Origin of the sequence: Sphingomonas sp. (genome assembly GCF_045810705.1) — a bacterium.
In the GTDB taxonomy this organism is placed as follows: domain Bacteria; phylum Pseudomonadota; class Alphaproteobacteria; order Sphingomonadales; family Sphingomonadaceae; genus Sphingomicrobium.
This window is the reverse complement of sequence record NZ_JBJMVI010000019.1, coordinates 135792-156512: the sequence shown is the minus strand read 5'-3', so window position 1 is coordinate 156512 and position 20721 is coordinate 135792. Positions and strand designations below refer to the sequence as shown.

The following is a 20721-nucleotide window of genomic DNA, read 5'->3' as shown; positions in this document are numbered from 1 at the left end:
CACGCATACGCGTAAAGGTGGGGCTTCGGGTTTCGCCGCGTCAAGACAGGCTCAGGCGGGCCGCAGCGAGACCCGCCCCCCGGCATGCCGCTCGAGGCGGCCGGCGAGATCCAGCTCGAGCAGTGCCATCTGCACCGCGCCGGAGGGTGCGCCGGAAAGTCGGATGATCTCGTCGACCGGCACCGGCGAAGGGCCGAGCAGCTCCTCGACCAGCGCTGATGCGTCGGAATCACCGTTCAACGCTTCGAGCGCTGCCTCGAACGGCACGGGTGCCGAGCGGACCTGGCTCGCGAACGGCCGGATCGCCTCGATCACGTCTTCGGCGCTTTGCACCAGCGTCGCTCCGTCGCGGATCAACTGGTTACAGCCTTGCGCGCGGGGGTCGAGCGGCGAGCCGGGCACGGCCATCACTTCGCGGCCCGCCTCGGCGGCGAGCCGGGCGGTGATCAGCGAGCCGGATCGCGGTGCCGCCTCGACGACGACGGTGCCACTCGCCATCCCGGCGATGATCCGGTTGCGGTAGGGGAAGTGCCGCGCGCGCGGCTCGGTGCCCGGCGGCATTTCGGCGAGCACCAGCCCGCGCTCGTAAAGCGCCTCCTGCCGCTCCTCGTTCTCCGGCGGATAGACCACATCGATGCCCCCCGCGATGACCGCAATCGTGCCGGTCTCCAGCGCGCCGTCATGGGCCGCGCTGTCGATGCCTCGCGCCAGCCCCGACACGACGACCAGGTCGTGCTGGCCGAGATCGTGGGCCAGACCACGCGCAAAACGGCATGCGGCGGCCGAGGCATTGCGCGCGCCGACGATCGCGACCGCTTGGCGGTCGAGCAGGTTGAGCTTGCCTTTCGCGACCAGCAGCGGCGGCGCGTCCTCCAGCTCGGCGAGCAAGCGCGGATAAAGCCCCTGCCCCAACGCGAGCCACGTCGCGCCGAGCTTCTCCACCCGGGCGATCTCGCGTTCGGCATCGTCGCGGCTCCGGATTGTGGGCGCCCTGCCGCCGCCGCGCCGCGCGAGATCGGGCACTGCGGCAAGTGCCGCCGCCGGGGTTCCGAAGCGGGCGATCAGCTGGCGGCAGGTGACGGGTCCGATGCCCGGCGTGCGCAGCAGCCTCAGGCGGTCGACGAGGTCTTCGATCCTATTCGTGGCTCGGTTCCTTTCGTGAGGCGGACGATGTTCTCGCGGTGCTTCCACAGCACCACCACCGTGAAACCGAGCAGCATTAGGACGTAGGACGAGTGCAGGACGACGGCCGTGATTGGCGCGCTGGCCGTCGCCGCCATTCCTGCGACCGACGAGATTCGGAGCGTCAGCAGCAGGAGAACCCAGATCGCAGCGTAAATTGCAGCGGCAACCGGCAGCAGCGGGATCAGGATCCCAAGGTAGGTGGCGACGCCTTTGCCGCCGCGGAACCTGAGCCACACAGGATAAAGATGTCCGATCAGCGCCCCGGTCGCTGCAAACGCCGCGCTTTGGTCGCCGAACAGGGACCTGGCGAGCAGGATCGCAGCGGTGGCCTTGAGGCAGTCGAGCACGGCCGTCAGCACCGCGAGCGGCTTGCTCCCGGTTCTCAGCACGTTGGTCGCACCGATATTGCCCGAACCGATCTCGCGCACGTCGCCCTTGCCGGCGATCCGGGTCAGCACCAGCCCGAACGGGATCGACCCGAGCAAATAGCCGAGCGCCAAAGCGAAGAGCATCTCGCGGGTCATCGCGCGGTGGTAGCATAAGCATTCCGGGCCGCAATCAACCGTCATTGCGAGCGGAGCGAAGCAATCCAGCTATGGGGGACTGGATTGCTTCGTCGCTCCGTTCCTCGCAATGACGCGCCAGATGGACCCGAATGCCCCTATCCTGTTTTTCGATTCCGGCGTTGGCGGGCTGTCGGTGCTCGGACCGACGCTGAAGGTCCTGCCGAATGCGCCGATCGTCTATGCCGCGGACAGCGCCGGATTCCCTTATGGGAAGCGCACTGAGGCGGAGATCGCCAGCCGCGTCCCGGCCCTGCTCGGCCGGCTGGTCGAGCGCTTTCACCCGCGCCTCGCGGTCATCGCGTGCAACACCGCGAGCACCATCGCTCTGGATCACGTCCGGTCGGCGCTCGACCTTCCGGTCGTCGGCACCGTGCCGGCAATCAAGCCGGCGGCGGAAATGTCGAAAAGCCGGGTGATCGGCGTGCTCGGCACCGAGGCGACCGTTCGCCAACCCTATGTCGACGACCTTGCCGCGAAGTTCGCCGCCGACTGCACGATCATCCGTCACGGCTCGCCCGAACTGGTCGAGCTGGCTGAGGCCAAGCTAGCAGGTGAGGAAATCGGCACCGACGCAGTCCGCGCCGCCGCTCAACCGATGTTCGATGCGCCAGGTGGCGATCGGATCGACACGGTGGTCCTCGCCTGCACTCATTTCCCGCTGCTCGATGCGGAGCTTCGCGCCGCCTTCCCCGGCGTTGCTTATGTGGACGGCGGACCGGGCATCGCCCGCCGTATCGCCTGGCTGACGCGCGAGCAGGCGTGGCCGGGGGCGCCCTCGGAAGGCCTCATGCTGTTCACCTCGGCGACGCGGACGCCGTCGCTGGCGAACCTCGCCCGTTTCGGCATCGGCGACGTCCGCACGCTCTGAGACAAGTTGCGAGTCGTTCGCAATGGAATTGCGCCGGAGTGGAAGCTAAAGGCCCCAGAAGAGCCGGCCTTGGATTACGACCGCATCTTCAGATCCGCGATCGAGCGCCTTCACGACGAGGGCCGCTACCGCGTGTTCATCGACATATTGCGGACCAAGGGCAGCTATCCGAACGCGCGCTGCTTCGGCGGCAACGGGCCGAAGCCGATCACCGTCTGGTGCTCGAACGACTATCTGTGCATGGGCCAGCACCCGGCGGTGGTCGGTGCGATGGAGGAGGCACTGCGCGAGGTCGGCGCAGGCTCCGGCGGCACCCGCAACATCAGCGGCAACACCCATTATCATACCCAGCTCGAGGCCGAGCTTGCTGGCTTACACGGCAAGGAGGCCGCGCTGCTGTTCACCAGCGGCTATGTCTCCAACGAAGCGGCGCTGTCGACGCTCGGCAAGCTGCTGCCCGGCTGCATCGTCTTCTCGGACGAGCTCAACCACGCCTCGATGATCGCCGGCATCAAGAACAGCGGCTGCGAAAAGCGCGTCTTCCGCCACAACGACCTCGAGCATCTCGAGGAATTGCTCGCCGCCGAGGATGCCGAGACCCCCAAGCTGATCGCGTTCGAGAGCGTCTATTCGATGGACGGCGACATCGCGCCGATCGCGGCAATCTGCGACCTCGCCGACAAATATAATGCCCTGACCTACCTCGATGAGGTCCACGCGGTCGGCATGTACGGCGAACATGGCGGCGGCATTTCGGAGCGCGACGCGGTCGCCGGCCGGCTGACGATCATCGAAGGCACGCTCGGCAAGGCGTTCGGCGTGATGGGCGGATATATCGCCGCCGACCGGACGATCATCGACTGCATCCGAAGCTATGCGCCTGGCTTCATCTTCACGACCTCGCTGTCGCCGGTGCTGGTCGCCGGGGCCCTCGCCAGCGTCCGGCACCTGAAGGTTTCGAGCGACGAGCGGCGCGCGCAGCAGGAAGCCGCGGCGATGCTCAAGGCCAAGTTCGCCGCCGCCGGCCTGCCGATGATGCCCAGCGTCACCCACATCGTCCCGCTGCTCATTGGCTGCCCGATCAAGGCGAAGAAGATCAGCGACATCCTGCTCGCCGAGTACGGGCTCTACGTTCAGCCGATCAATTTTCCGACGGTGCCGCGCGGCACCGAGCGGCTGCGCTTCACGCCCGGCCCGCACCACAGCGCGGAGATGATGGACGAGCTCGTCGGCGCGCTGGTCGAGATCTGGGGACGCGAAGAAATCCGCCTCGCGGCTTAACGCTGCGGCTCAGCTCTTGTGATGGATCGCCCTGGATACCGGCGGCGTGTCGGTCGCTGCGGCCGGCGGGGCGCCGTCGCGGTCGCCCTGCAGGATCGGCTCGCCCCGCGCTTCTTTGTAAACGTTGCGGATCATCGGAATGAAGAACAATCCCTCGACGTTGGCCCTTATCCGCGGATTGTCGCCGAACAGTGCGAGCGACTTGGAAAAATCGACCTTCTTTCGGACATCCTCGAGCGTCATTTCAGCCTTGGCGAGCGGTCCAACCTGTGCCCGCAAGTCGGCGATCGAGGTGATGAGCTTGTCGAGATAGCCGGCGTCGCTCATCGGCTCACCGTGCCCCGGTATCAGGGTCCTGAACCCAAGCGCCTTGACCTTGGCAAGGGTTTCGATCCAGTCGGCCGGATAACTGCCAAAGCCGAACGGGATCGGCGAAACGACGATGTCGCCACTCGCCAGGATTTTCTGCTTCGGAAGCCAGGCGACCGCATCGCCCGCCGTGTTGGCGCGGCCGAGAAACAGCATGCGCACGGGGACGTCGCGATCATTGATCACCAGCTCGTGCTCGAATGTCTCGGTCGGCGGAACGATGTAGGTACCGGGAACGTCCTGGATCATCTCGTCCAATTGAGCGAGCGCCTTCTTCACCCGCTCCCTTCGGTCGGGCGGCGTTGCCGGATCGTCGAGTAGCTTGCTGAATGCCGCCTTGTTGCTCTCCGCGAGACCGGTCCAGGCTCGATCGAACTTGGCGTCGGGGCGATAACCGACGTCGTAGGACTCCGGGCCGAGCATTCCGGCCTCGGTGCCCGGCGTGGAAATGATCCGGACCTTTGGAAAAGCATCGCGGATCGCCGAAATCCCCTGCGGATGATCATTGTGCCAGTGGGTGATCATCACCGCCTTGATCGGTTTGTTGGCAAGCGAGCGGGCATAACGCACGACGGCGCGGCCATTGGCGGCATTGAAGCCGCTGTCGACGACAACGAAACCATCGCTTTGCTCGATCAGGATCACATTGCTGATCGCCACCGCGTACCAGTCGCTTGGTGTCGAGAGCAGATGGACCTTGGCATTGACCTCGTGCGCGACGAAGGGTCGGACGTCGACGGCGGGCGCGGGCTGCGCCGCCGCGGCCGCCGAAACGACAAGAATCCCGACTGCGGACAGCATCGCTCGCACTGGCCCATCCCCTGCTCGGCAAGCGGAACAGGCGGAACAACCGCGGTCGAGCCCGCATCGACCAGAGTGCGCTGCGATTAGACCGTTCGACGAACGGCGGGCACTGGCCATTTGAGCGCCCGTGGCTTACTCAAAACCGCATGCGCATCGCTCTCGCCGCGGACCATGCCGGCTACCTGCTTAAGGACGAGCTTGCCAGCTGGCTGCGTGAACAGGGTCACGACGTCCGCGACCTCGGCACCAACGGGCCGCAAAGCGTCGATTATCCGCTGTTCGGGCGCAAGGTCGCGCGAGCGGTGGCGTCCGGTGAAGTCGAGCGGGGGATTGCCGTGTGCGGCACGGGCATCGGCATCTCGATCGCCGTGAACCGCGAACCCAAATGCCGTTGTGCGCGCGTCGGCGACCCTCTCTCCGCCCAGCTAGCACGAGAACATAATGACGCGAACGTTCTCGCGCTCGGTGCGCGGCTGATCGGCAGCGAGATGGCGAAAGCCTGCGTCGCTTTGTTTCTCGGCACCGAATTTGCCGGTGGACGTCACCAGCCCCGCGTCGACCAACTGTCCCAGGAATTGCAGGAATCCGACTGATGGCCACCGCCGCCGATATCGAGCACGACCCAAAGGACAATAAGGACTACCGCGTCCCCCACGGCTTCTTCACCAGCGGGCTTTCGGAAATCGATCCGGCGGTCGAGGACGCCATCCGGCTGGAGCTGGAGCGCCAGCGCGAGAAGATCGAGCTGATCGCATCGGAGAATATCGTCAGCAAGGCCGTGCTCGAGGCCCAGGGCTCGGTCCTCACCAACAAATATGCCGAGGGCTATCCCGGCCGGCGCTATTACGGCGGCTGCGAATATGTCGACATCGTCGAGACGCTCGCGATCGAGCGCGCGAAGCAATTGTTCGGCGCCGCCTTTGCCAACGTCCAGCCCAACAGCGGCAGCCAGATGAACCAGGCGGTGTTCCTGGCGCTGCTTCAGCCCGGCGACAAGTTCATGGGTCTTGATCTCAATGCCGGCGGCCACCTCACCCACGGCTCACCCGTGAACATGTCGGGCAAGTGGTTCCACCCTGTGTCGTACGGAGTCCGCCGCGACGATCAATTGATCGACATGGACGAGGTCGCCGAAATCGCGCGGCGCGAGCGGCCGAAGCTGATCATCGCCGGCGGCACGGCCTATTCGCGGACCTGGGACTTTGCCGCCTTCCGCCGCATCGCCGACGAGGTCGGCGCCTATCTGATGGTCGACATGGCCCATTTCGCCGGCCTGGTTGCCGGCGGCGTGCATCCCAATCCGGTGCCGCATGCGCACGTCACGACCACGACGACGCACAAGTCCCTGCGCGGCCCGCGCGGTGGCATGATCCTCGCCAACGACGAGGAGATCGCCAAGAAGATGAACTCGGCCGTCTTCCCGGGCCTGCAGGGCGGTCCGCTGATGCACGTGATCGCAGCGAAGGCGGTTGCGTTCCACGAAGCACTGCAGCCGGAATTCAAGACCTACGCGAGAAACGTGGTCGACAATGCGCGCGCGCTCGCGGCCTCGCTCCAGGAAGCCGGGCTGGACATCGTATCCGGCGGCACCGACAACCACCTGATGCTTGTCGACCTGAGGCCGAAGCACGCGAAGGGCAAGCATGCCGAAAAGGCGCTCGATCGCGCGTCGATCACCTGCAACAAGAACGGTATCCCGTTCGATCCCGAAAAGCCGTTCGTCACTTCGGGCATCCGTCTCGGGACTCCGGCAGGCACGACACGCGGCTTCGGTCAGGCCGAGTTCCGGACGATCGGCGGCTTGATCGCCGAAGTCGTCGAAGGCCTGCGCAAGAACGGCGAGGCTGGCGACGCGCAGGTCGAACAGTCGGTCGCCCGTCGCGTCGGCGAGCTCTGCGCCCGCTTCCCGATCTACCCGGGCTGAGGGCGAAGGACCGCGATGCGCTGCCCCTTCTGCGCGCACGAAGACAGCCAGGTGAAGGACAGCCGGTCGAGCGAGGACGGCGCGGCGATCCGCCGGCGCCGCCAGTGCGAGGCCTGCGGCGCGCGCTTCACAACCTTCGAGCGAGTCCAGCTGCGCGACCTCACGGTGGTCAAGAAGGACAGCAAGCGCGAGCCCTTCGACCGCGACAAGCTCGCCCGGGCGATCGGCCATGCGTGCCGAAAGCGCGACATCGATCCGGCGCGCATCGACCGGCTGGTCAGCGGAGTGCAGCGGCAGATGGAGACGCTCGGCGACGAAGTCACTTCGGTGCGCATCGGCGAAGCCGTCATGGCCGGCCTCAGATCGCTCGACCATGTCGCCTACATCCGCTTCGCCAGCATCTACAAGGATTTCAGCGACCCCGGCGACTTTGCCGAAATCGCCGAGCGCGTGGAGAAAGAGGCCGCGCCGCCGCCCGGCCACGACAAGTTGCTGTGAACGGGGCACGCAAGCCGGTCATCGTCCTCGTCCGTCCGCAGCTTGGCCAGAACATCGGCAAGGCCGCGCGGGCGATGCTCAATTTCGGGCTGACCGAGATGCGGCTGGTCGCCCCCCGGGATGGCTGGCCCAACCCGGAAGCCGGGCCGGCGGCGAGCGGCGCGGACATCGTGCTCGAACAGGCCGCGGTGTTCGACACCGCCGAGCAGGCCGTCGCCGACTGCAATCTGGTGTTCGCCTCGACCGTCCGCCGCCGCGACCTGGTGATGCCCGTCGTCAGCCCGGACGAGATGGCCGACCGAATCGCGGCATTGCCTGAGCGCAGCGCGATCCTGTTCGGGCCCGAGCGGTCGGGGCTGGAAACCGAGGAGGTCGCGCTGGCCAACGCCATCGTCACCGTTCCGATCAACCCGGACTTCGGCTCGCTCAACCTCGCGCAGGCCGTGATCCTCCTCGCCTACGAATGGTCGAAACGAACGAGCCTGGCGCAACCCACCGTCAAGGAGGGCGAGCCTGCAGCGTCGCATGGCGAGCTCGAAGGGCTGATCGGCCACCTCAATGGCGAACTCGCGGCCAAGGGCTATTTCCATCCGCCGTCGCGGACGCAGGCGACGAAGAACACGCTCCGCACGATCCTGACCAAGCCGGGCTGGTCGTCGCGCGAGATGAAGGCGATACGCGGGATCATCCGCACGCTGGTCGGTCCCGCCCGAACGCGAGGCAAAACTTGACCCGAAGCAACCGCTTAAGCTAGGGGCGCCGTTCGCAATTGATCCCGCACGTCCGGTGAAGCGGTGATCGCGTGAAGCTTGTGCTTCGCGGTGCGGTTCCGGGCAAACTAGCTAACGCGAATTGGAGAAATCACCGTGACGAAGCGCACCAGCGCCAAATACAAGCTCGACCGCCGCATGGGCGAGAACGTCTTCGGACGTCCCAAGAGCCCGGTCAACCGCCGCGAATATGGCCCGGGCCAGCACGGCCAGCGCCGCAAGGGCAAGATCAGCGACTACGGCATCCAGCTGCGCGCCAAGCAGAAGCTCAAGGGCTATTACGGCGACATCACCGAGAAGCAGTTCAAGAAGAACTATCTCGACGCGATCCGGATGAAGGGCGACGCGTCGCAGAACCTCATCGGCCTGCTCGAGCGGCGGCTCGACATGGTCGTCTACCGCGCCAAGTTCGCGCCGACGATCTGGGCCGCCCGCCAGCTGGTCAGCCACGGCCACATCCGCGTCAACGGCGGCAAGTGCAACATCGCCTCGCGCCGCGTGGACGTGAATGACGTGGTCGAGCTCGGCGCCAAGGCGACCGAGATGGCGCTGGTGGTCGAGGCGCAGAGCCTCGCCGAGCGCGACATCCCCGATTATGTGGTTCCCGACGGCACGTCGAAAGTGACGTACACGCGCGTGCCCAAGCTCGACGAGGTGCCCTATCCGGTACGGATGGAACCCAACCTCGTGATCGAATTTTACTCGCGCTAGATCCGGGTCTCAGCAAAATGGACAAGGGCGGTCGTCGGCGGCCGCCCTTTTCCTTTTGCGTCAGTGGCCGATCGCCGAATCCAGGAACTCACCCATCTTGGTCAGCATAGAGACCCTGGCGTCGCTATCATCCAGCTGATGGTCGAGGCCCTTGAAGCGAACCAGCTCAACCTTGTCACCCGCGCCGCGCAGAGCAGCGGCCATTTTCTCGCTTTGCTCGATGGCAACATTGCGATCCATGTCCCCGTGAAACAACAGCACCGGGACCTTGATCTCGGTGGCTCGACGGAGGGGTGAGCCTTCCACCACATGCGGTCCGGAACCCACGAATTGGTTGACGAGGCTATAGCTGCTCAAATTCAATGCTTCCGATTTGAGAAGAGACAGATCGGTCACGGGGGCAATGGCCACGGCTGCTTTGTAAAGGCCCGGATCGACCGCCGCTGATTGAAGAGCGGCATAACCGCCATATGACCAACCGACGATGGCCAGCCGAGCGGGATCGGCAATGCCCTGCGAAACCAGGTAGCGAGCGGACGCACTCACGTCTCCAATGGCCTTGCGCCACTCCTTGAAGGCATTCTCGCCCTTCCATTCGTCGCCATAACCTGCCGATCCGCGGTAATTGGGCTGAATTACCGCATAGCCGCGCGCGGCAAGGAACTGCGCCAGCCAGTCAAACCCCAATCATCGCGCGCACTCGGACCGCCATGAGGAAGAACCACCGCCGGCATATTCCTCGGGGACCGATTGATCGGGAGGGTCAAATAGGCCGGGATCTGCGCCCCGTCCGTGGCGGTAACCTTGATTGTTTGAACGCGGGCAAGCGTCCGCCCTTCAAGCGTCGGCCGGATCAGTTCCACTTCGTCCAAGTGGCGCGTGTTCCGATCAAAATAATAGTAGGTTCCGGGACTGGCGTCGCCCCGCGCGATGATCAACAACTTGGAACCATCGGCGCCCGCCTCCATGAAATTAATTAGGGGCTGGTTCGGCAGCGCCTTTCCAAGCGAGGCAGCTAGCTCGCCGAATTCGTGATCGAAATAAACAATGTGACCCCGGTCGTCGGTATAGTTGTAGCCGATGACGCGCTGGCCGCGTCCGAACCGCTCGATACCGTCGATGTCGACGTTGGGATTGTTCGCCACAAGCTGCGCGCTCAGCGTCCCGTCCAGCTTGATCGTGTAGAGAGCATCGCGTCCGTTGGTCTTGCGCAGCACGAAGGCGCAGTCGCAGCCGGCATCGACGGCAATTGGAAGAGAACCCGAGCCACTGCGTGAATCAAAGTCGCTGAACGACAGCCATTCCTTCGAATTTTTGACGCGGTATTTCCAGCTGTAGACGCCGGTCATGTCATTGGAGCCAGCCCCGCTGAAGGACATCATGCGAACGTTCCCGCGCCCGTCCGCCAAATAGTCATCGGCATAGAGCTGCGGCCTCTCCACACGCGTGGACTTCAGCGTGGCAAGATCGATTCGGTCGACGCCCAATCCCTCTCGGTTGTCGCCCAGATGGCTTCCTATTGTGTCGACCGCCGGTACATAGTTGCGGGTCATCAAAACCGATCCAGGACCGTCCGGCAGCCAATCGAGAATCTCGCCGTCAAATTGTCGGAGGCCCGCGTCATGTTCATGCGCACGCTGACCGAGCAGCTTCTGGTTCTGGCCGTTCGTGTCAAGGGTGATGAGACGGCTGAACCCAACGACGTCATTGCCGTAATAAGCGCCACCGCCAAAACGGCAGATCAGTTGTTGGTCGGTCGCAAACTTGCACCAGTAAAGCTGCTCCGGGTCGCCGCCACTTGTGAGGATCGCTCGCTCTTTGCCCGTCGACGTGTCGATGATCGTCAGGATGGAGCTTTTGCCCGGTCCTGGATCGATCGTCAGCACCTGCCGCCCACTCGGCGAGATATCGACGCTCTGGGCGCTCGGGCGCCTTCCGAACGCCTTCGCATCCGCGATCAATTGCGGATCGGCGGCTCGAAGCGGCGCAGCGACAGACAGCCAGATCGCGCTTGCGATTAACAAGCCGCACGACCTTTTCGACGCGACCACGCCAAAGAGCTTACGCAACATTGATCCCCCTCGCTCGGCCGCCGCATCATGCACTGTCAGGCGCGACGTGCAAGCATCCGGCTTGGCGCTGAGGCAGCGCCCTGTTAGCGGCCACCCGATGAATCGTCCTCCCCTCCCCGAATGGGCGCCGCATGAAGCGGTGTGGATCGGCTTTCCGAGCGATCCCGAGCTGTGGCTCGGCGATCTGAAACCGGCCGAGCGCGAAGTCGCCGCGTTCGCCAAGGCGGTCCACGCCGGCGGCAAGGGCGAGAAAGTGTGGCTGGTCGCTGCCCACGAAGGCGCAGCGGACACGGCAAAGCGCCTTTGCCCGTTCGCCGAGGTCATCGTCGAGCCGTTCGGCGACATCTGGCTGCGCGATACGGCTCCGATCATTCTCGGCAGTGGCCCGGACAGGCGCGCGCAGGGCTTCGGCTTCAACGGCTGGGGCGGCAAATACGAGCTCGAGGGCGACGACGATATCGGCGAGCGGCTGGCGCGCTGCGCGGCCCTGCCTTTCGCCAAAGCCGGCTGGGTTCTCGAAGGCGGCGCGATCGATGGCGACGGATCGGGTACGGTGCTGACCACCGAGCAATGCCTGCTCAATCCCAACCGCAACACGCTGACCCGCCGCGAGCTCGAAGGGCGGCTGCTCGATGACCTCGGATTCGAACGCGTCTTGTGGTTCGGCTCGGGGCTGATGAACGACCATACCGACGGCCACATCGACAATCTCGCGCGCTTCGTCGCCCCGGGCCGCGTTGCGATTCCCACCTGTGCCCCGGGCGATCCGAACGAGGCGGTGTACAAGGACGCCGCGCGGCGGCTCGGCGATGCCCACCTCGACATCGTCACTCTGCCCTCGCCCGGCCGCATCACCGACGAGGACGGCGACGTGATGCCGGCCAGCTACATGAACTTCTATATCGGCAATGCCGTCGTCGTGGTCCCGCAATATGGCGCCGCGAACGACCGGGGCGCGGTCGACGTCGTCCAGGCTTTGTTCCCCGACCGCGTTGCAGTCGGCCTTCGCGCCGACCACATCCTGACCGGCGGTGGAAGCTTCCACTGCATCTCCCAGCAAGTGCCGAAGTGAGCGTCATTGCGAGGAGTGAACGCGACGCGGCAATCCAGCTCTGGATTGCTTCGCTTCGCTCGCAATGACGGTTAAGGGCGCGCAATGACCAGCCTGACCGTCGCCGCGCTGCAGCTCGCCTTTACCGGCGACACGGTCGCGAACATCCGCGCGGTCGCCGAGCTGGTGCGGGAAGCCGCCGCGAAGGGCGCCGAGGTCGTCCTCCCGCCCGAGCTGTTCGAAGGCCCCTATTTCTGCCGGGTCGAGGACGAGAGCCTGTTCGCGAACGCGAGGTCTCCCGACGAGCACCCGTCGGTGCTCGCGATGCAGGAGCTGGCGAAGAACCTGAAGATCTGGATCCCGACCAGCTTCTTCGAGGCCGACGGCCCGCATTTTTACAACAGCCTCGCGATGGTCGGCCCCGACGGCAAGGTCGCCGGCGTCTATCGCAAGAGCCACATCCCCGACGGCCCCGGTTACGAAGAGAAGTTCTACTTCCGCCCGGGGAACACCGGCTTCAAGGTGTGGAAAGGACCGCACCGCTCGACCCTCGGCGTCGGCGTCTGCTGGGACCAATGGTACCCGGAGACGGCGCGCTCGATGATGTTGATGGGCGCCGACATCCTGTTTTACCCGACCGCGATCGGCACCGAGCCGCACGATCCCGACCTCGACACCTCGCGGCTGTGGCGGCGGGCGATGATCGGCCATGCGGTGTCCAACGTCGTCCCGGTGGTCGCCGCCAACCGCATCGGGACCGAGGGCGGCCAGCGCTTCTACGGCCACAGCTTCATCTGCGACGAACGCGGCGACATTCTCGCCGAGTTCGGCGCGGAGGATACGGGCGTGCTGGTCGCGACGCTCGATCTCGCGGCGGCGAAGAAGCACCGCGCCGCCTTCGGCTTCTTCCGCGACCGCCGGCCTGAACTTTATGGGCGACTGGTTGAGGACCGCTAGCGCCCCTATATTCGACGCATGGCCATTCGTATCCGCGACAGTCGAGAGTCCTGGGAACGCCTCCTGAGAATCTATCTCAAGCCGAAGCGGCGTCCGCCACGGCGTGGAGGGCATGGTCTCACGGAACCGGTAGAGCCGGACAAGCCTAGTTCACTGTCCGGCGGTGCTGCTGCTGCACTGGAGTTCGACGACTGAGCTAGATGAGGCTCTTCGCCCGCTCGAACACGCTTTCGAACATCGCCGCATCGAGGCGGCCGGTATTCTGGTTGTACCGCGAGCAATGGTAGCTCGACAGCAGGATGCGCCCATCGGGTGCGGCATTCTCGGCGCCGTGCCCGAACTTCGTTGAGGCAGGCGGCAGGCCGAGCGCCCGCGCCGCGGCGACATGCGCGATCTGGCCGAGCGCGACCAGCACCCGCACCTTCGGAAGCGCGGCCAGCGCCGCCTCGAAATAGTTGCGGCAGGTCGCGATCTCGCGTGGTTCGGGCTTGTTCCCCGGCGGCAGGCATTTGACCGCGTTCAGGATCACCGCGCCCTTGAGTTGCAGACCGTCGCCCGGACTCGCCCGATATTCCCCTTCCGCCAAGCCGAACTTGAGCAACGTCGCGTAGAGCAGCTCGCCGGCATAATCGCCGGTGAACGGCCGCCCGGTGCGGTTCGCCCCGTGCTTGCCGGGCGCGAGGCCGACGATCGCCAGCCACGCATCCGGGTCGCCGAACGCGGGCACCGGCGCGTTCCACCAACCGGGATGCTCGTCGCGGCATTCTTCGCGGAAGCGGACCAGCCGCGGGCACAGCGGACAGTTGCGCGGCGCCTCGGCCTCGGGGATCGGCGACAAATCGGCGGGCTGGAGCATGGCTCCGTCATTGCGAGGAACGCGGCGACGAAGCAATCCAGCGACGCGAGGCTGGATTGCTTCGCTCCGCTCGCAATGACAGGGCTGAGGCGTGTCTCACCTCTACGCGATCGCGATCGGCTCGAACCGGCCGCATGGCCGGTATGGCCGCCCGGCCGGCGTGGTCGAGGCGGCGATCGCGCGTCTCGATCACGAGTTCGGCCTGTTCGACGCGTCGCCCATCGTGCTCAACGCGGCGCACGGCGGCGCCGGGCGCGATTTCGCCAATGCCGTGGCGATGGTCGAGAGCGACATCGGACCAGCGCAGATGCTTGGACGCCTCAAGAGCATCGAGCGCGCGTTCGGCCGCCGTGGCGGCCGCCGCTGGGGGCCGCGCGTCCTCGACCTTGACGTTTTGCTGTGGAGCGGCGGCAGATGGCGCTCGCGCCGCCTGACCATCCCCCACCCGCAGCTTGCCCGGCGCAGTTTCGTCCTCCAGCCGCTCGCCGCGATCGCACCGGGCTGGCGGGTCGGAGCGCTCGCCGTCCGCCATCTCGCCCACCGCCTTGCCCGCGGCGTGCCTAAGCGGTAACCGCCGCGCGAGGTGGGCCCATAGCTCAGTCGGTAGAGCAACTGACTTTTAATCAGTAGGCCGCTGGTTCGAATCCAGCTGGGCTCACCAGCGTTTCGCAAGCAACGATGAGCGCGCAAGGGAGTGCCACGGATGTTGCGACGCTCGGCTGGCCATCGGACGTCGCCGCTGATCCCCGTGCTTCGCAGTCTTGCGCGGTTTCTTCCACTCGTCGCCGCTTTGGGCCTCGTCGCCAGCCTGCTCGAAGGCGCCGGCATCGGACTTTTCATCCCGCTGATTGCGCTGTTGCTGTCGAACGCCGGCGGGGCGGCTGTCCCCCCGCTGCTCGGGCATGTTGCGGCGCTGTTCGATGGCTTCGACCCCCGAAGGCGTTCGGCGATCCTGGCCGGCGCCATCTTCGCGCTGATCCTGCTCAAGGGAGCCGTCCAGGCCGCGAACGACCGCCTGGCCGCGTCGGTCCAGGGGCGCATCGGCGTTCAAATCCGCACCGCGGTCGCAAGGAAGCTGCTCGAGCTCGACTATCCGTTCTTCCTCGAGGCCGACCGTGTACGGCTGTCGCACATCGTCTCCACCGACTGCTGGTTCGTCCTGAGTGCAACCCAGTCGGCGCTGACTCTCATCCCCGCGGCCGCCGGACTGCTCGTCTTCGCCGCGCTGCTCGCGTGGCTGAACGTCAAATTGTTCCTGGTCGTACTGGTCGGAGGCCTCGCGGTGCAGGCCACACTCCGCCTGTTTGAAAAGCGTCAGGCGCAGCTCAGCTATGAATTCACGGCCGGCCACCAGCGGGTTTGGGAACGGCTGCTGACGCTTGTCCAGGCGCCCCGGGTCATTCGCTTGTTCGGCCAGCAGCAACGGGAACAGCAACGAACCTCCGCCGCGATCGAGCAGCTGCGGGACAACGTGATGGCGGGCCAGACCCTCAAGGCAGTGGTTCAGCCGGCGCTCGACGCGATGATGGCTTTGCTGTTCCTGGTCGTCCTGGTCGCTGGATATTGGAGCGGGATGTCGGTTGCTGCCATCACCGTATTCTTGCTCCTGCTCAGCCGTGCCCTGCCGCAAGCAAAGACGATCAGCACGGCCCGCTTCAGCATCGTGTCGCTGCGCGGCTCGCTGTGGGAAGTCGAATGGCTCCTTTCGCAGCCCTCTCCGGCGTCCGTCCAACATTCGATCGACCCTGATCTTCGGATCGACCGCGACATTGGCCTCGATAATCTCTCCTACGTCTATCCCGACGGCAGCCGCGTTCTCGACGGCCTCACGGCGACCATAAAGGCCGGGTCCACGACCGCGCTGATGGGTGAATCAGGCTCGGGCAAGACGACGCTGGTCAACCTGCTGTGCCGGCTGCTGGAGCCGCAGTCCGGCGACATTCGCCTCGGCGACGAAAGCATTCGCGAACTGGACCGGGAAGCGTGGCGCAGGCGCGTCGCAGTCGCAGGGCAGGACAGCGAGCTCGTGACGGGCACCGTGTTCGAGAACATCGCTTATGCTCGGCCCGATGCTTCGATGGCCGACGTCGCGGAGGCGGCACGCGCTGCCGGCGCGGAGGAATTCATCGCCGGCCTTCCTCACGGCTATGATACGCGCGTCGGGCCGAGCGGCCTCAGCCTTTCTGGCGGCCAGCGCCAACGCATCGGCCTCGCCCGTGCCTTGATGGCGCGGCCCGACCTGCTTATCCTCGACGAAGCGTCCAATGCGGTCGATGCCGCGTCGGAGGCCAAGATCATGAAGCTCATCAGCGGGGGACGCTTCTTCCGCACGGGGTTGGTCATCAGTCATCGCAAGCTGACGCTGGGCCATTGCGATTATGGGATCGTCCTGGACAAGGGTCGAGTGAGCGAGGCCGGCCCCTTGAGCAGCCTAAACTACTTCCGCGACATGGCCGGAGAGTCCCGCTGACCGAACTCATCTACGACATCGGGATGCACGATGGCGAAGACAGCGAATTTTATCTTCGCAAAGGCTTCAGGGTTGTAGCGGTCGAGGCAGACCCGGAAATCTGCCGTACGACTGCTGAGCGGCTCCGAACCTTTCTCGACTCAGGGCAGCTGACGATCGTCAAACGGGCGATCGCCCCGGCGCGCGGTCCGCTAACCTTCTATAGAAGTGAGACATCCGGCTGGGGCAGTGTCGTCAGCAAATGGGCTTACGACAACGCCGCTCTCGGCGTCGCATCCGAGCCTATCACCGTCGATGGAATCACGCTGGCGGATTTGGTCGGCGAATATGGCAATGCGTTTTATATGAAGGTCGATATCGAAGGCATGGACCGCCGAGCGCTCGAATCGCTGGCCGCGACTTCGGTCCGGCCCAAATACGTGTCGATGGAAACAAGCTTCGCGCGCGATCCTTCGTTCGATGCGGTCCGAGCCGATTTCGAGGTGCTTACGAGCCTCGGCTACGACCGGTTCAAGATCATCAACCAGACTCAGGTCGAGGACCAGTTGCCGCCTCAGCCGGCTCTCGCCGGCTCTTACGTTCCGATCCGCTTCACCAGCGGCGCAAGCGGGCTATTCGGCGAGGAGAGTCCGGGTCCATGGCTCACCAGAGAAAGCGCCCTGGCACAGTTTGCACGGTTCGTCCGGTGGAAATGGCTGGAGGTTCGGCTGTACCGAAACATGCGCTACTACCTGCTTTATTGTAAGATCATGTTCCGGCTCACCGGGAGATATTCGAACCTTGGTTGGTACGACATTCACGCGAAGCACTCGAGTGTCGACTAAGCCGGCCCGCGAAGCGGCGAGTGCGTGGCCGGAGGCGGCGTCCGCTTCGCCAGCAGCCGTCGGCGAGCCCGATTGGACTTCGTTCTCGGTTGTCATTCCCACCTACCAGCGACGCGATGTCGCCTGCGAAGCCGTGCGCGCGCTCGGCCGGGTCGATTACCCCGGCGCGATCGAGCTCATTGTCGTCGTCGACGGGTCGACCGACGGCACCCCCGACGCGCTCGCGGCGATTACCTGCCCGTTCCCGTGTCGGATCGTCGTGCAGCAAAATGCGGGCGCCTCGGCTGCCCGCAACCGCGGGGCGGCTGAAGCTGCCAACGATGTCATCCTATTCCTCGACGACGACATGATGTGCGATCCTAACCTGCTGCGCGAGCATGCTCGGCGGTACAGCAGCGGCGCCGACGCCGTCATAGGAGAGACGCCGATCGACCCCGCATCGCCCGCCGGCTTCCTTGCCGATAGCGTCGCCCGCTGGACGGCGTGCTCCGCTGTGCAGTCTCCCTTGTCGCCATTCGACATCTTTACGGGCCAGCTTTCGGTTCGCCGGTCGGTCTTTGAACAGGTCGGCGGCTTCGATCCAGTTTTCACCAGCGGCTCTGCATTCGGCAGCGAAGACGCCGACTTTGGCGCCCGGCTGTTGGCGGAGCATGATGTCCATCATGCTGCTTTGGCGCTTAGCTTCCAGCGCTACGTCGTGGGGCCTCGGGAATATCGCAACCGAGCGGAACGTGCCGTCGCTGCCCACCTCCAATTCATTCGCAAATACCCGCAGCTCGCGCGCGACCTGTTCGAGCGGAAGGGCGTCGGTCGGCCGATGGTTCGTTGGATCTATCGTCCCCTCAGCCGAATCCCCTTCGTTCCCAAGGCGATCGCGGGCCTGGCGGTCCGCGCCGCCGAGGTAGGATTGGGGACGCGCTTGAGGTCCAACCGAGCGCTCGCACGCTTCTTCTCGGGCGCGTGTTCTTTGGCTTATTGGACCGAACTTCGGCGAAGCGGCTGGTTCCCCTTTTCGAACAAGGTGCTGGTCCTCTGCTATCACGCCATCCGTGATGAGGACGACCCACTCCTCGGTCGCTTCAGCGTCCAGCCCAAACGCTTCGAACAGCAACTCGACGCTCTGGCCGACCGCGGATTCACCTTCATCACTCCCGCCCAGCTCATCGCATTTCTCGAATCCAGCGCGCCGCTTCCGCGCCGACCGGTACTGCTGACCTTCGACGATGGCTATGCCGAGCTGATCGACCTCGCGCGGGGGGTATTGCGGCCGCGTGCGATCGAAGGGATCGCGTTCATCGTAACCGGCACCGATTCGAATGAATGGGATCAGGCGTACGGCGCTCGGCCGGTCGATTTGATGACCCGTGAACAGCTGAGAGAATTGGGTGCGCTGGGCATCGAGGTCGCGTCGCATTCGCGCACCCACGGGGAAATGCAGCTCATGGACGAGGCTGAACTAGAGGCAGAAGCCGCGGGCTCCATCGGCGATCTGGTGCGTGATGGCCTGCCCCGGCCGCGCTTTTTCGCCTATCCCTATGGCGCGACCAATCGCGCATCGCGCAGCGCGGTCGGCCGCGCCGGTTTCCTTGCCGCGTTTGGCCTCAAGCAATCTCGGCTGCAGCACAGCAATGATCGCTTCGATCTTCCGCGCGTCATCGTCCTCGCCAGCGATAAGGGGGGGAAGTTCCGCGCGAAAACTGCCGCCCCGCGGCTGTTCAACCTGTTCGTCAGGGCTCGGCGGAACCTCGGCTTGATGTTTGGATGACCGACGTAGGCTGGCGCAAGCTCCATGAACTGCGTTTCCCCGAACTGCCGTTCGACTGCGGAAACAGCAGTGATCCGGGAATCGTCTATGGGCCGGACCTTCGCGACTGGTCGGCCAAGGCCACGACATCCGATCAATATCGCATTGAAAAGTACATCGATCGCTTCGATCTGCGCGATCGGCGTGTGCTCCACGTCGGGATCGGCAACTCCGGCCTGGCGAGAAGATTTCACGGCCACGTGAAGGAGATTGTCGGGACGACGATCGACAAGCCCGAGATCAGGGTCGCACAAACACTCGGCTATCCGAACTATTCGGCCGTGCTTCACAACAAATATTCCGGCGGCAGCGCGAGCCTCGCGGGCAAGTTCGACCTCATTCTCGACAATAATCTGACCAGCCCGTGCTGCTGCTTCGCGCATCTCGCCGCAATGTTCAGCTTCTACGAAGACCGGCTTGCCAGAGGCGGCCAAATCGTCACTGATCGGGAAGGGCTGGCGTGGGTGCCCCCCGAATCCAATCGGCGATGGAGTTTCGATTTCGACGATCTCGCCGCTGTGGCTTCTGCCGCTGGCCTGGCGGCCTTCCGGGTCAATCGAAACGTCTATGTTCTCTCGCGAGCGGCGCCCCCCACTCCGACCATCGGTTCCTTTTCTCGCCACATGGCCCGCCGCGCAGCGATGCTGCCCGGCAAGATCGCGAGAAGTGGCCCGCGCAAGCTTGCTCGAGTTTCCCGCAAGGCGGTCAAATGGTTGATGATGTCCGCCCGATCTCGGCCGCCAGGAACACACGGGCAATGACGGAGGCACATACGGGCCCACGCCTGCCGAACCTGTTCATAGTCGGCGCGCCCAAGTGCGGGACGACCGCGTGGGCCGAATATTTGCGCTCCCACCCGGACATCTTCTTCCCGACGGTCAAGGATCATTGCTACTTCGCGTTCGACCTGCCGAATTTCCGACTGACGAACACCAAATCAGACTACGTCGAGCTTTTCCGGGAGAGTGGCAAAGCCAAGGTCATCGGCGAGGCGTCGGCGATGTATCTCTTCTCGAAAGCCGCGGCAGACGCGATTCGCCAACACGATCCCGACGCGAAAATCCTGATCTTCCTGCGCGACCAGGAGGATTATCTTCCGTCGCTGCACAACCAGTTCCTGTGGGAATTTGCCGAGGAGATCGAGGATTTCGAGGTCGCCTGGAGGCTATCCGGCGGGCGTCCGCACGGCACCGTTCCCGCCCAATGCCTGGAGCCAGCCACCCTCGACTATGCGGCGATGGGCCGCTTCCGGGAACAGGTCGAACGGTTTCTCGCCAACTTCCCCGCCGAGCAGGTCCGCGTTTTCCGGTTCCGGGACTGGGTCGCCGATCCACGAGCGACCTATCTCGAGATTTTGGAGTTTCTTGGACTGCAGGATGACGGGCGCAGCGCCTTCCCGCCGGTCAATCAGGGAACCACATACCAATCCAGGATCCTCACGCGGTTGATCGTTAGTCCCCCGACCGCGCTCCGCCGGAGCGCCCGGCTCATCAAGAAGGTGACAGGTCCCCTGGGCCGGCAGCTCCACCGGCTGGCCTTGAGGGCCGCGCGCCAGGCGTCGGCGCCGGGATATAAGAAGATCAGCCCCGAACTCCGCGAGGAAATTGAGCATTATTACGCTGAGGACAACAGGTTGCTCGATGAACGGCTCCAACGCTCCACGGCCCCGTGAACCGGCTGCCGGCGGCACATCGACTTTGCCCGCGAGTTT

The 20721-nt window shown here is 64.8% G+C and carries 21 protein-coding genes and 1 tRNA gene; 16 read left to right on the top strand and 6 right to left on the bottom strand.

Annotation, left to right across the window (positions count from 1 at the left end; all coding sequences use genetic code 11):
- Positions 1-51: 51 nt before the first annotated feature.
- Both dprA and plsY read right to left on the bottom strand, forming a co-directional pair.
- A complete protein-coding gene (gene dprA / locus ACJ8FR_RS10270; protein WP_407828836.1) occupies positions 52-1134 on the bottom strand; it encodes a DNA-processing protein DprA in 1083 nt (360 codons plus the stop codon).
- Positions 1110-1709, bottom strand: a complete 600-nt coding sequence (gene plsY, locus ACJ8FR_RS10265; protein ID WP_407828532.1) for a glycerol-3-phosphate 1-O-acyltransferase PlsY — start codon at positions 1707-1709, stop codon at positions 1110-1112. The genes dprA and plsY overlap by 25 nt, the downstream gene beginning before the upstream one ends.
- Before the next feature lie 121 nt (positions 1710-1830).
- Between plsY and murI the strand changes: the two genes are divergently transcribed.
- Together murI and hemA are read left to right on the top strand one after the other, a co-directional pair.
- Complete coding sequence (gene murI / locus ACJ8FR_RS10260) at positions 1831-2619, top strand: glutamate racemase (protein WP_407828835.1); 789 nt, start codon at positions 1831-1833, stop codon at positions 2617-2619.
- Between the two features lie 69 nt (positions 2620-2688).
- The gene (hemA, locus tag ACJ8FR_RS10255) at positions 2689-3900 is read left to right on the top strand and encodes a 5-aminolevulinate synthase (protein ID WP_407828531.1); all 1212 of its coding nucleotides are present in this window, start codon (positions 2689-2691) and stop codon (positions 3898-3900) included.
- A gap of 9 nt (positions 3901-3909) precedes the next feature.
- Here hemA and ACJ8FR_RS10250 read toward each other — a convergent pair whose 3' ends face one another.
- The gene (locus tag ACJ8FR_RS10250; RefSeq protein ID WP_407828530.1) at positions 3910-5070 is read right to left on the bottom strand and encodes an MBL fold metallo-hydrolase; all 1161 of its coding nucleotides are present in this window, start codon (positions 5068-5070) and stop codon (positions 3910-3912) included.
- Between the two features lie 149 nt (positions 5071-5219).
- On the opposite strand from ACJ8FR_RS10250, the gene rpiB reads away from it, so the two are divergent.
- The 5 genes from rpiB (at position 5220) to rpsD (ending at position 8976) form a co-directional block, all read left to right on the top strand.
- Positions 5220-5666 carry a ribose 5-phosphate isomerase B gene (gene rpiB, locus ACJ8FR_RS10245; protein WP_407828529.1) on the top strand — a complete coding sequence of 149 codons (447 nt, stop codon included), beginning with the start codon at positions 5220-5222 and terminating at the stop codon, positions 5664-5666.
- Positions 5666-6997, top strand: a complete 1332-nt coding sequence (glyA, locus tag ACJ8FR_RS10240; protein WP_407828528.1) for a serine hydroxymethyltransferase — start codon at positions 5666-5668, stop codon at positions 6995-6997. Before rpiB ends, glyA begins: the two co-directional genes overlap by 1 nt.
- 15 nt (positions 6998-7012) lie before the next feature.
- A complete protein-coding gene (gene nrdR, locus ACJ8FR_RS10235; protein WP_407828527.1) occupies positions 7013-7495 on the top strand; it encodes a transcriptional regulator NrdR in 483 nt (160 codons plus the stop codon).
- Positions 7492-8226, top strand: a complete 735-nt coding sequence (locus ACJ8FR_RS10230; RefSeq protein WP_407828526.1) for an RNA methyltransferase — start codon at positions 7492-7494, stop codon at positions 8224-8226. Before nrdR ends, ACJ8FR_RS10230 begins: the two co-directional genes overlap by 4 nt.
- A gap of 135 nt (positions 8227-8361) precedes the next feature.
- Positions 8362-8976, top strand: a complete 615-nt coding sequence (gene rpsD, locus ACJ8FR_RS10225) for a 30S ribosomal protein S4 (RefSeq protein ID WP_407828525.1) — start codon at positions 8362-8364, stop codon at positions 8974-8976.
- A 60-nt stretch (positions 8977-9036) separates the two neighbouring features.
- Here the strand turns inward: rpsD and ACJ8FR_RS10220 are convergent, their stop codons facing one another.
- A complete protein-coding gene (locus ACJ8FR_RS10220) occupies positions 9037-9663 on the bottom strand; it encodes an alpha/beta hydrolase family protein (protein ID WP_407828524.1) in 627 nt (208 codons plus the stop codon).
- Positions 9612-11045, bottom strand: coding sequence for an alpha/beta hydrolase family protein (locus ACJ8FR_RS10215; protein ID WP_407828523.1), 1434 nt, complete (start codon positions 11043-11045; stop codon positions 9612-9614). The genes ACJ8FR_RS10220 and ACJ8FR_RS10215 overlap by 52 nt, the downstream gene beginning before the upstream one ends.
- Before the next feature lie 100 nt (positions 11046-11145).
- Between ACJ8FR_RS10215 and ACJ8FR_RS10210 the strand changes: the two genes are divergently transcribed.
- On the top strand, positions 11146-12120 hold the full coding sequence (locus ACJ8FR_RS10210; protein WP_407828522.1) for an agmatine deiminase family protein: 975 nt from the start codon (positions 11146-11148) through the stop codon (positions 12118-12120).
- Positions 12121-12204: 84 nt separating this feature from the next.
- Positions 12205-13056: an N-carbamoylputrescine amidase gene (gene aguB / locus ACJ8FR_RS10205; protein WP_407828521.1), complete on the top strand. Its 852-nt coding sequence runs from the start codon at positions 12205-12207 to the stop codon at positions 13054-13056.
- A gap of 196 nt (positions 13057-13252) precedes the next feature.
- Here the strand turns inward: aguB and ACJ8FR_RS10200 are convergent, their stop codons facing one another.
- Positions 13253-13912, bottom strand: a complete 660-nt coding sequence (locus tag ACJ8FR_RS10200; RefSeq protein WP_407828520.1) for a uracil-DNA glycosylase — start codon at positions 13910-13912, stop codon at positions 13253-13255.
- A 91-nt stretch (positions 13913-14003) separates the two neighbouring features.
- Between ACJ8FR_RS10200 and folK the strand changes: the two genes are divergently transcribed.
- From folK to ACJ8FR_RS10165, 7 genes are all read left to right on the top strand, one after another.
- On the top strand, positions 14004-14483 hold the full coding sequence (folK, locus tag ACJ8FR_RS10195; RefSeq protein WP_407828519.1) for a 2-amino-4-hydroxy-6-hydroxymethyldihydropteridine diphosphokinase: 480 nt from the start codon (positions 14004-14006) through the stop codon (positions 14481-14483).
- A gap of 14 nt (positions 14484-14497) precedes the next feature.
- Positions 14498-14573 (top strand) — tRNA-Lys (locus ACJ8FR_RS10190).
- Positions 14574-14615: 42 nt separating this feature from the next.
- Positions 14616-16382 carry an ABC transporter ATP-binding protein gene (locus tag ACJ8FR_RS10185; protein WP_407828518.1) on the top strand — a complete coding sequence of 589 codons (1767 nt, stop codon included), beginning with the start codon at positions 14616-14618 and terminating at the stop codon, positions 16380-16382.
- Positions 16283-17206, top strand: coding sequence for an FkbM family methyltransferase (locus tag ACJ8FR_RS10180; protein ID WP_407828517.1), 924 nt, complete (start codon positions 16283-16285; stop codon positions 17204-17206). The genes ACJ8FR_RS10185 and ACJ8FR_RS10180 overlap by 100 nt, the downstream gene beginning before the upstream one ends.
- The gene (locus tag ACJ8FR_RS10175) at positions 17196-18971 is read left to right on the top strand and encodes a glycosyltransferase (protein ID WP_407828516.1); all 1776 of its coding nucleotides are present in this window, start codon (positions 17196-17198) and stop codon (positions 18969-18971) included. The genes ACJ8FR_RS10180 and ACJ8FR_RS10175 overlap by 11 nt, the downstream gene beginning before the upstream one ends.
- The gene (locus ACJ8FR_RS10170; protein WP_407828515.1) at positions 18968-19771 is read left to right on the top strand and encodes a hypothetical protein; all 804 of its coding nucleotides are present in this window, start codon (positions 18968-18970) and stop codon (positions 19769-19771) included. Before ACJ8FR_RS10175 ends, ACJ8FR_RS10170 begins: the two co-directional genes overlap by 4 nt.
- Positions 19720-20682 carry a sulfotransferase family protein gene (locus tag ACJ8FR_RS10165; RefSeq protein WP_407828514.1) on the top strand — a complete coding sequence of 321 codons (963 nt, stop codon included), beginning with the start codon at positions 19720-19722 and terminating at the stop codon, positions 20680-20682. The genes ACJ8FR_RS10170 and ACJ8FR_RS10165 overlap by 52 nt, the downstream gene beginning before the upstream one ends.
- Positions 20683-20721: the final 39 nt, after the last annotated feature.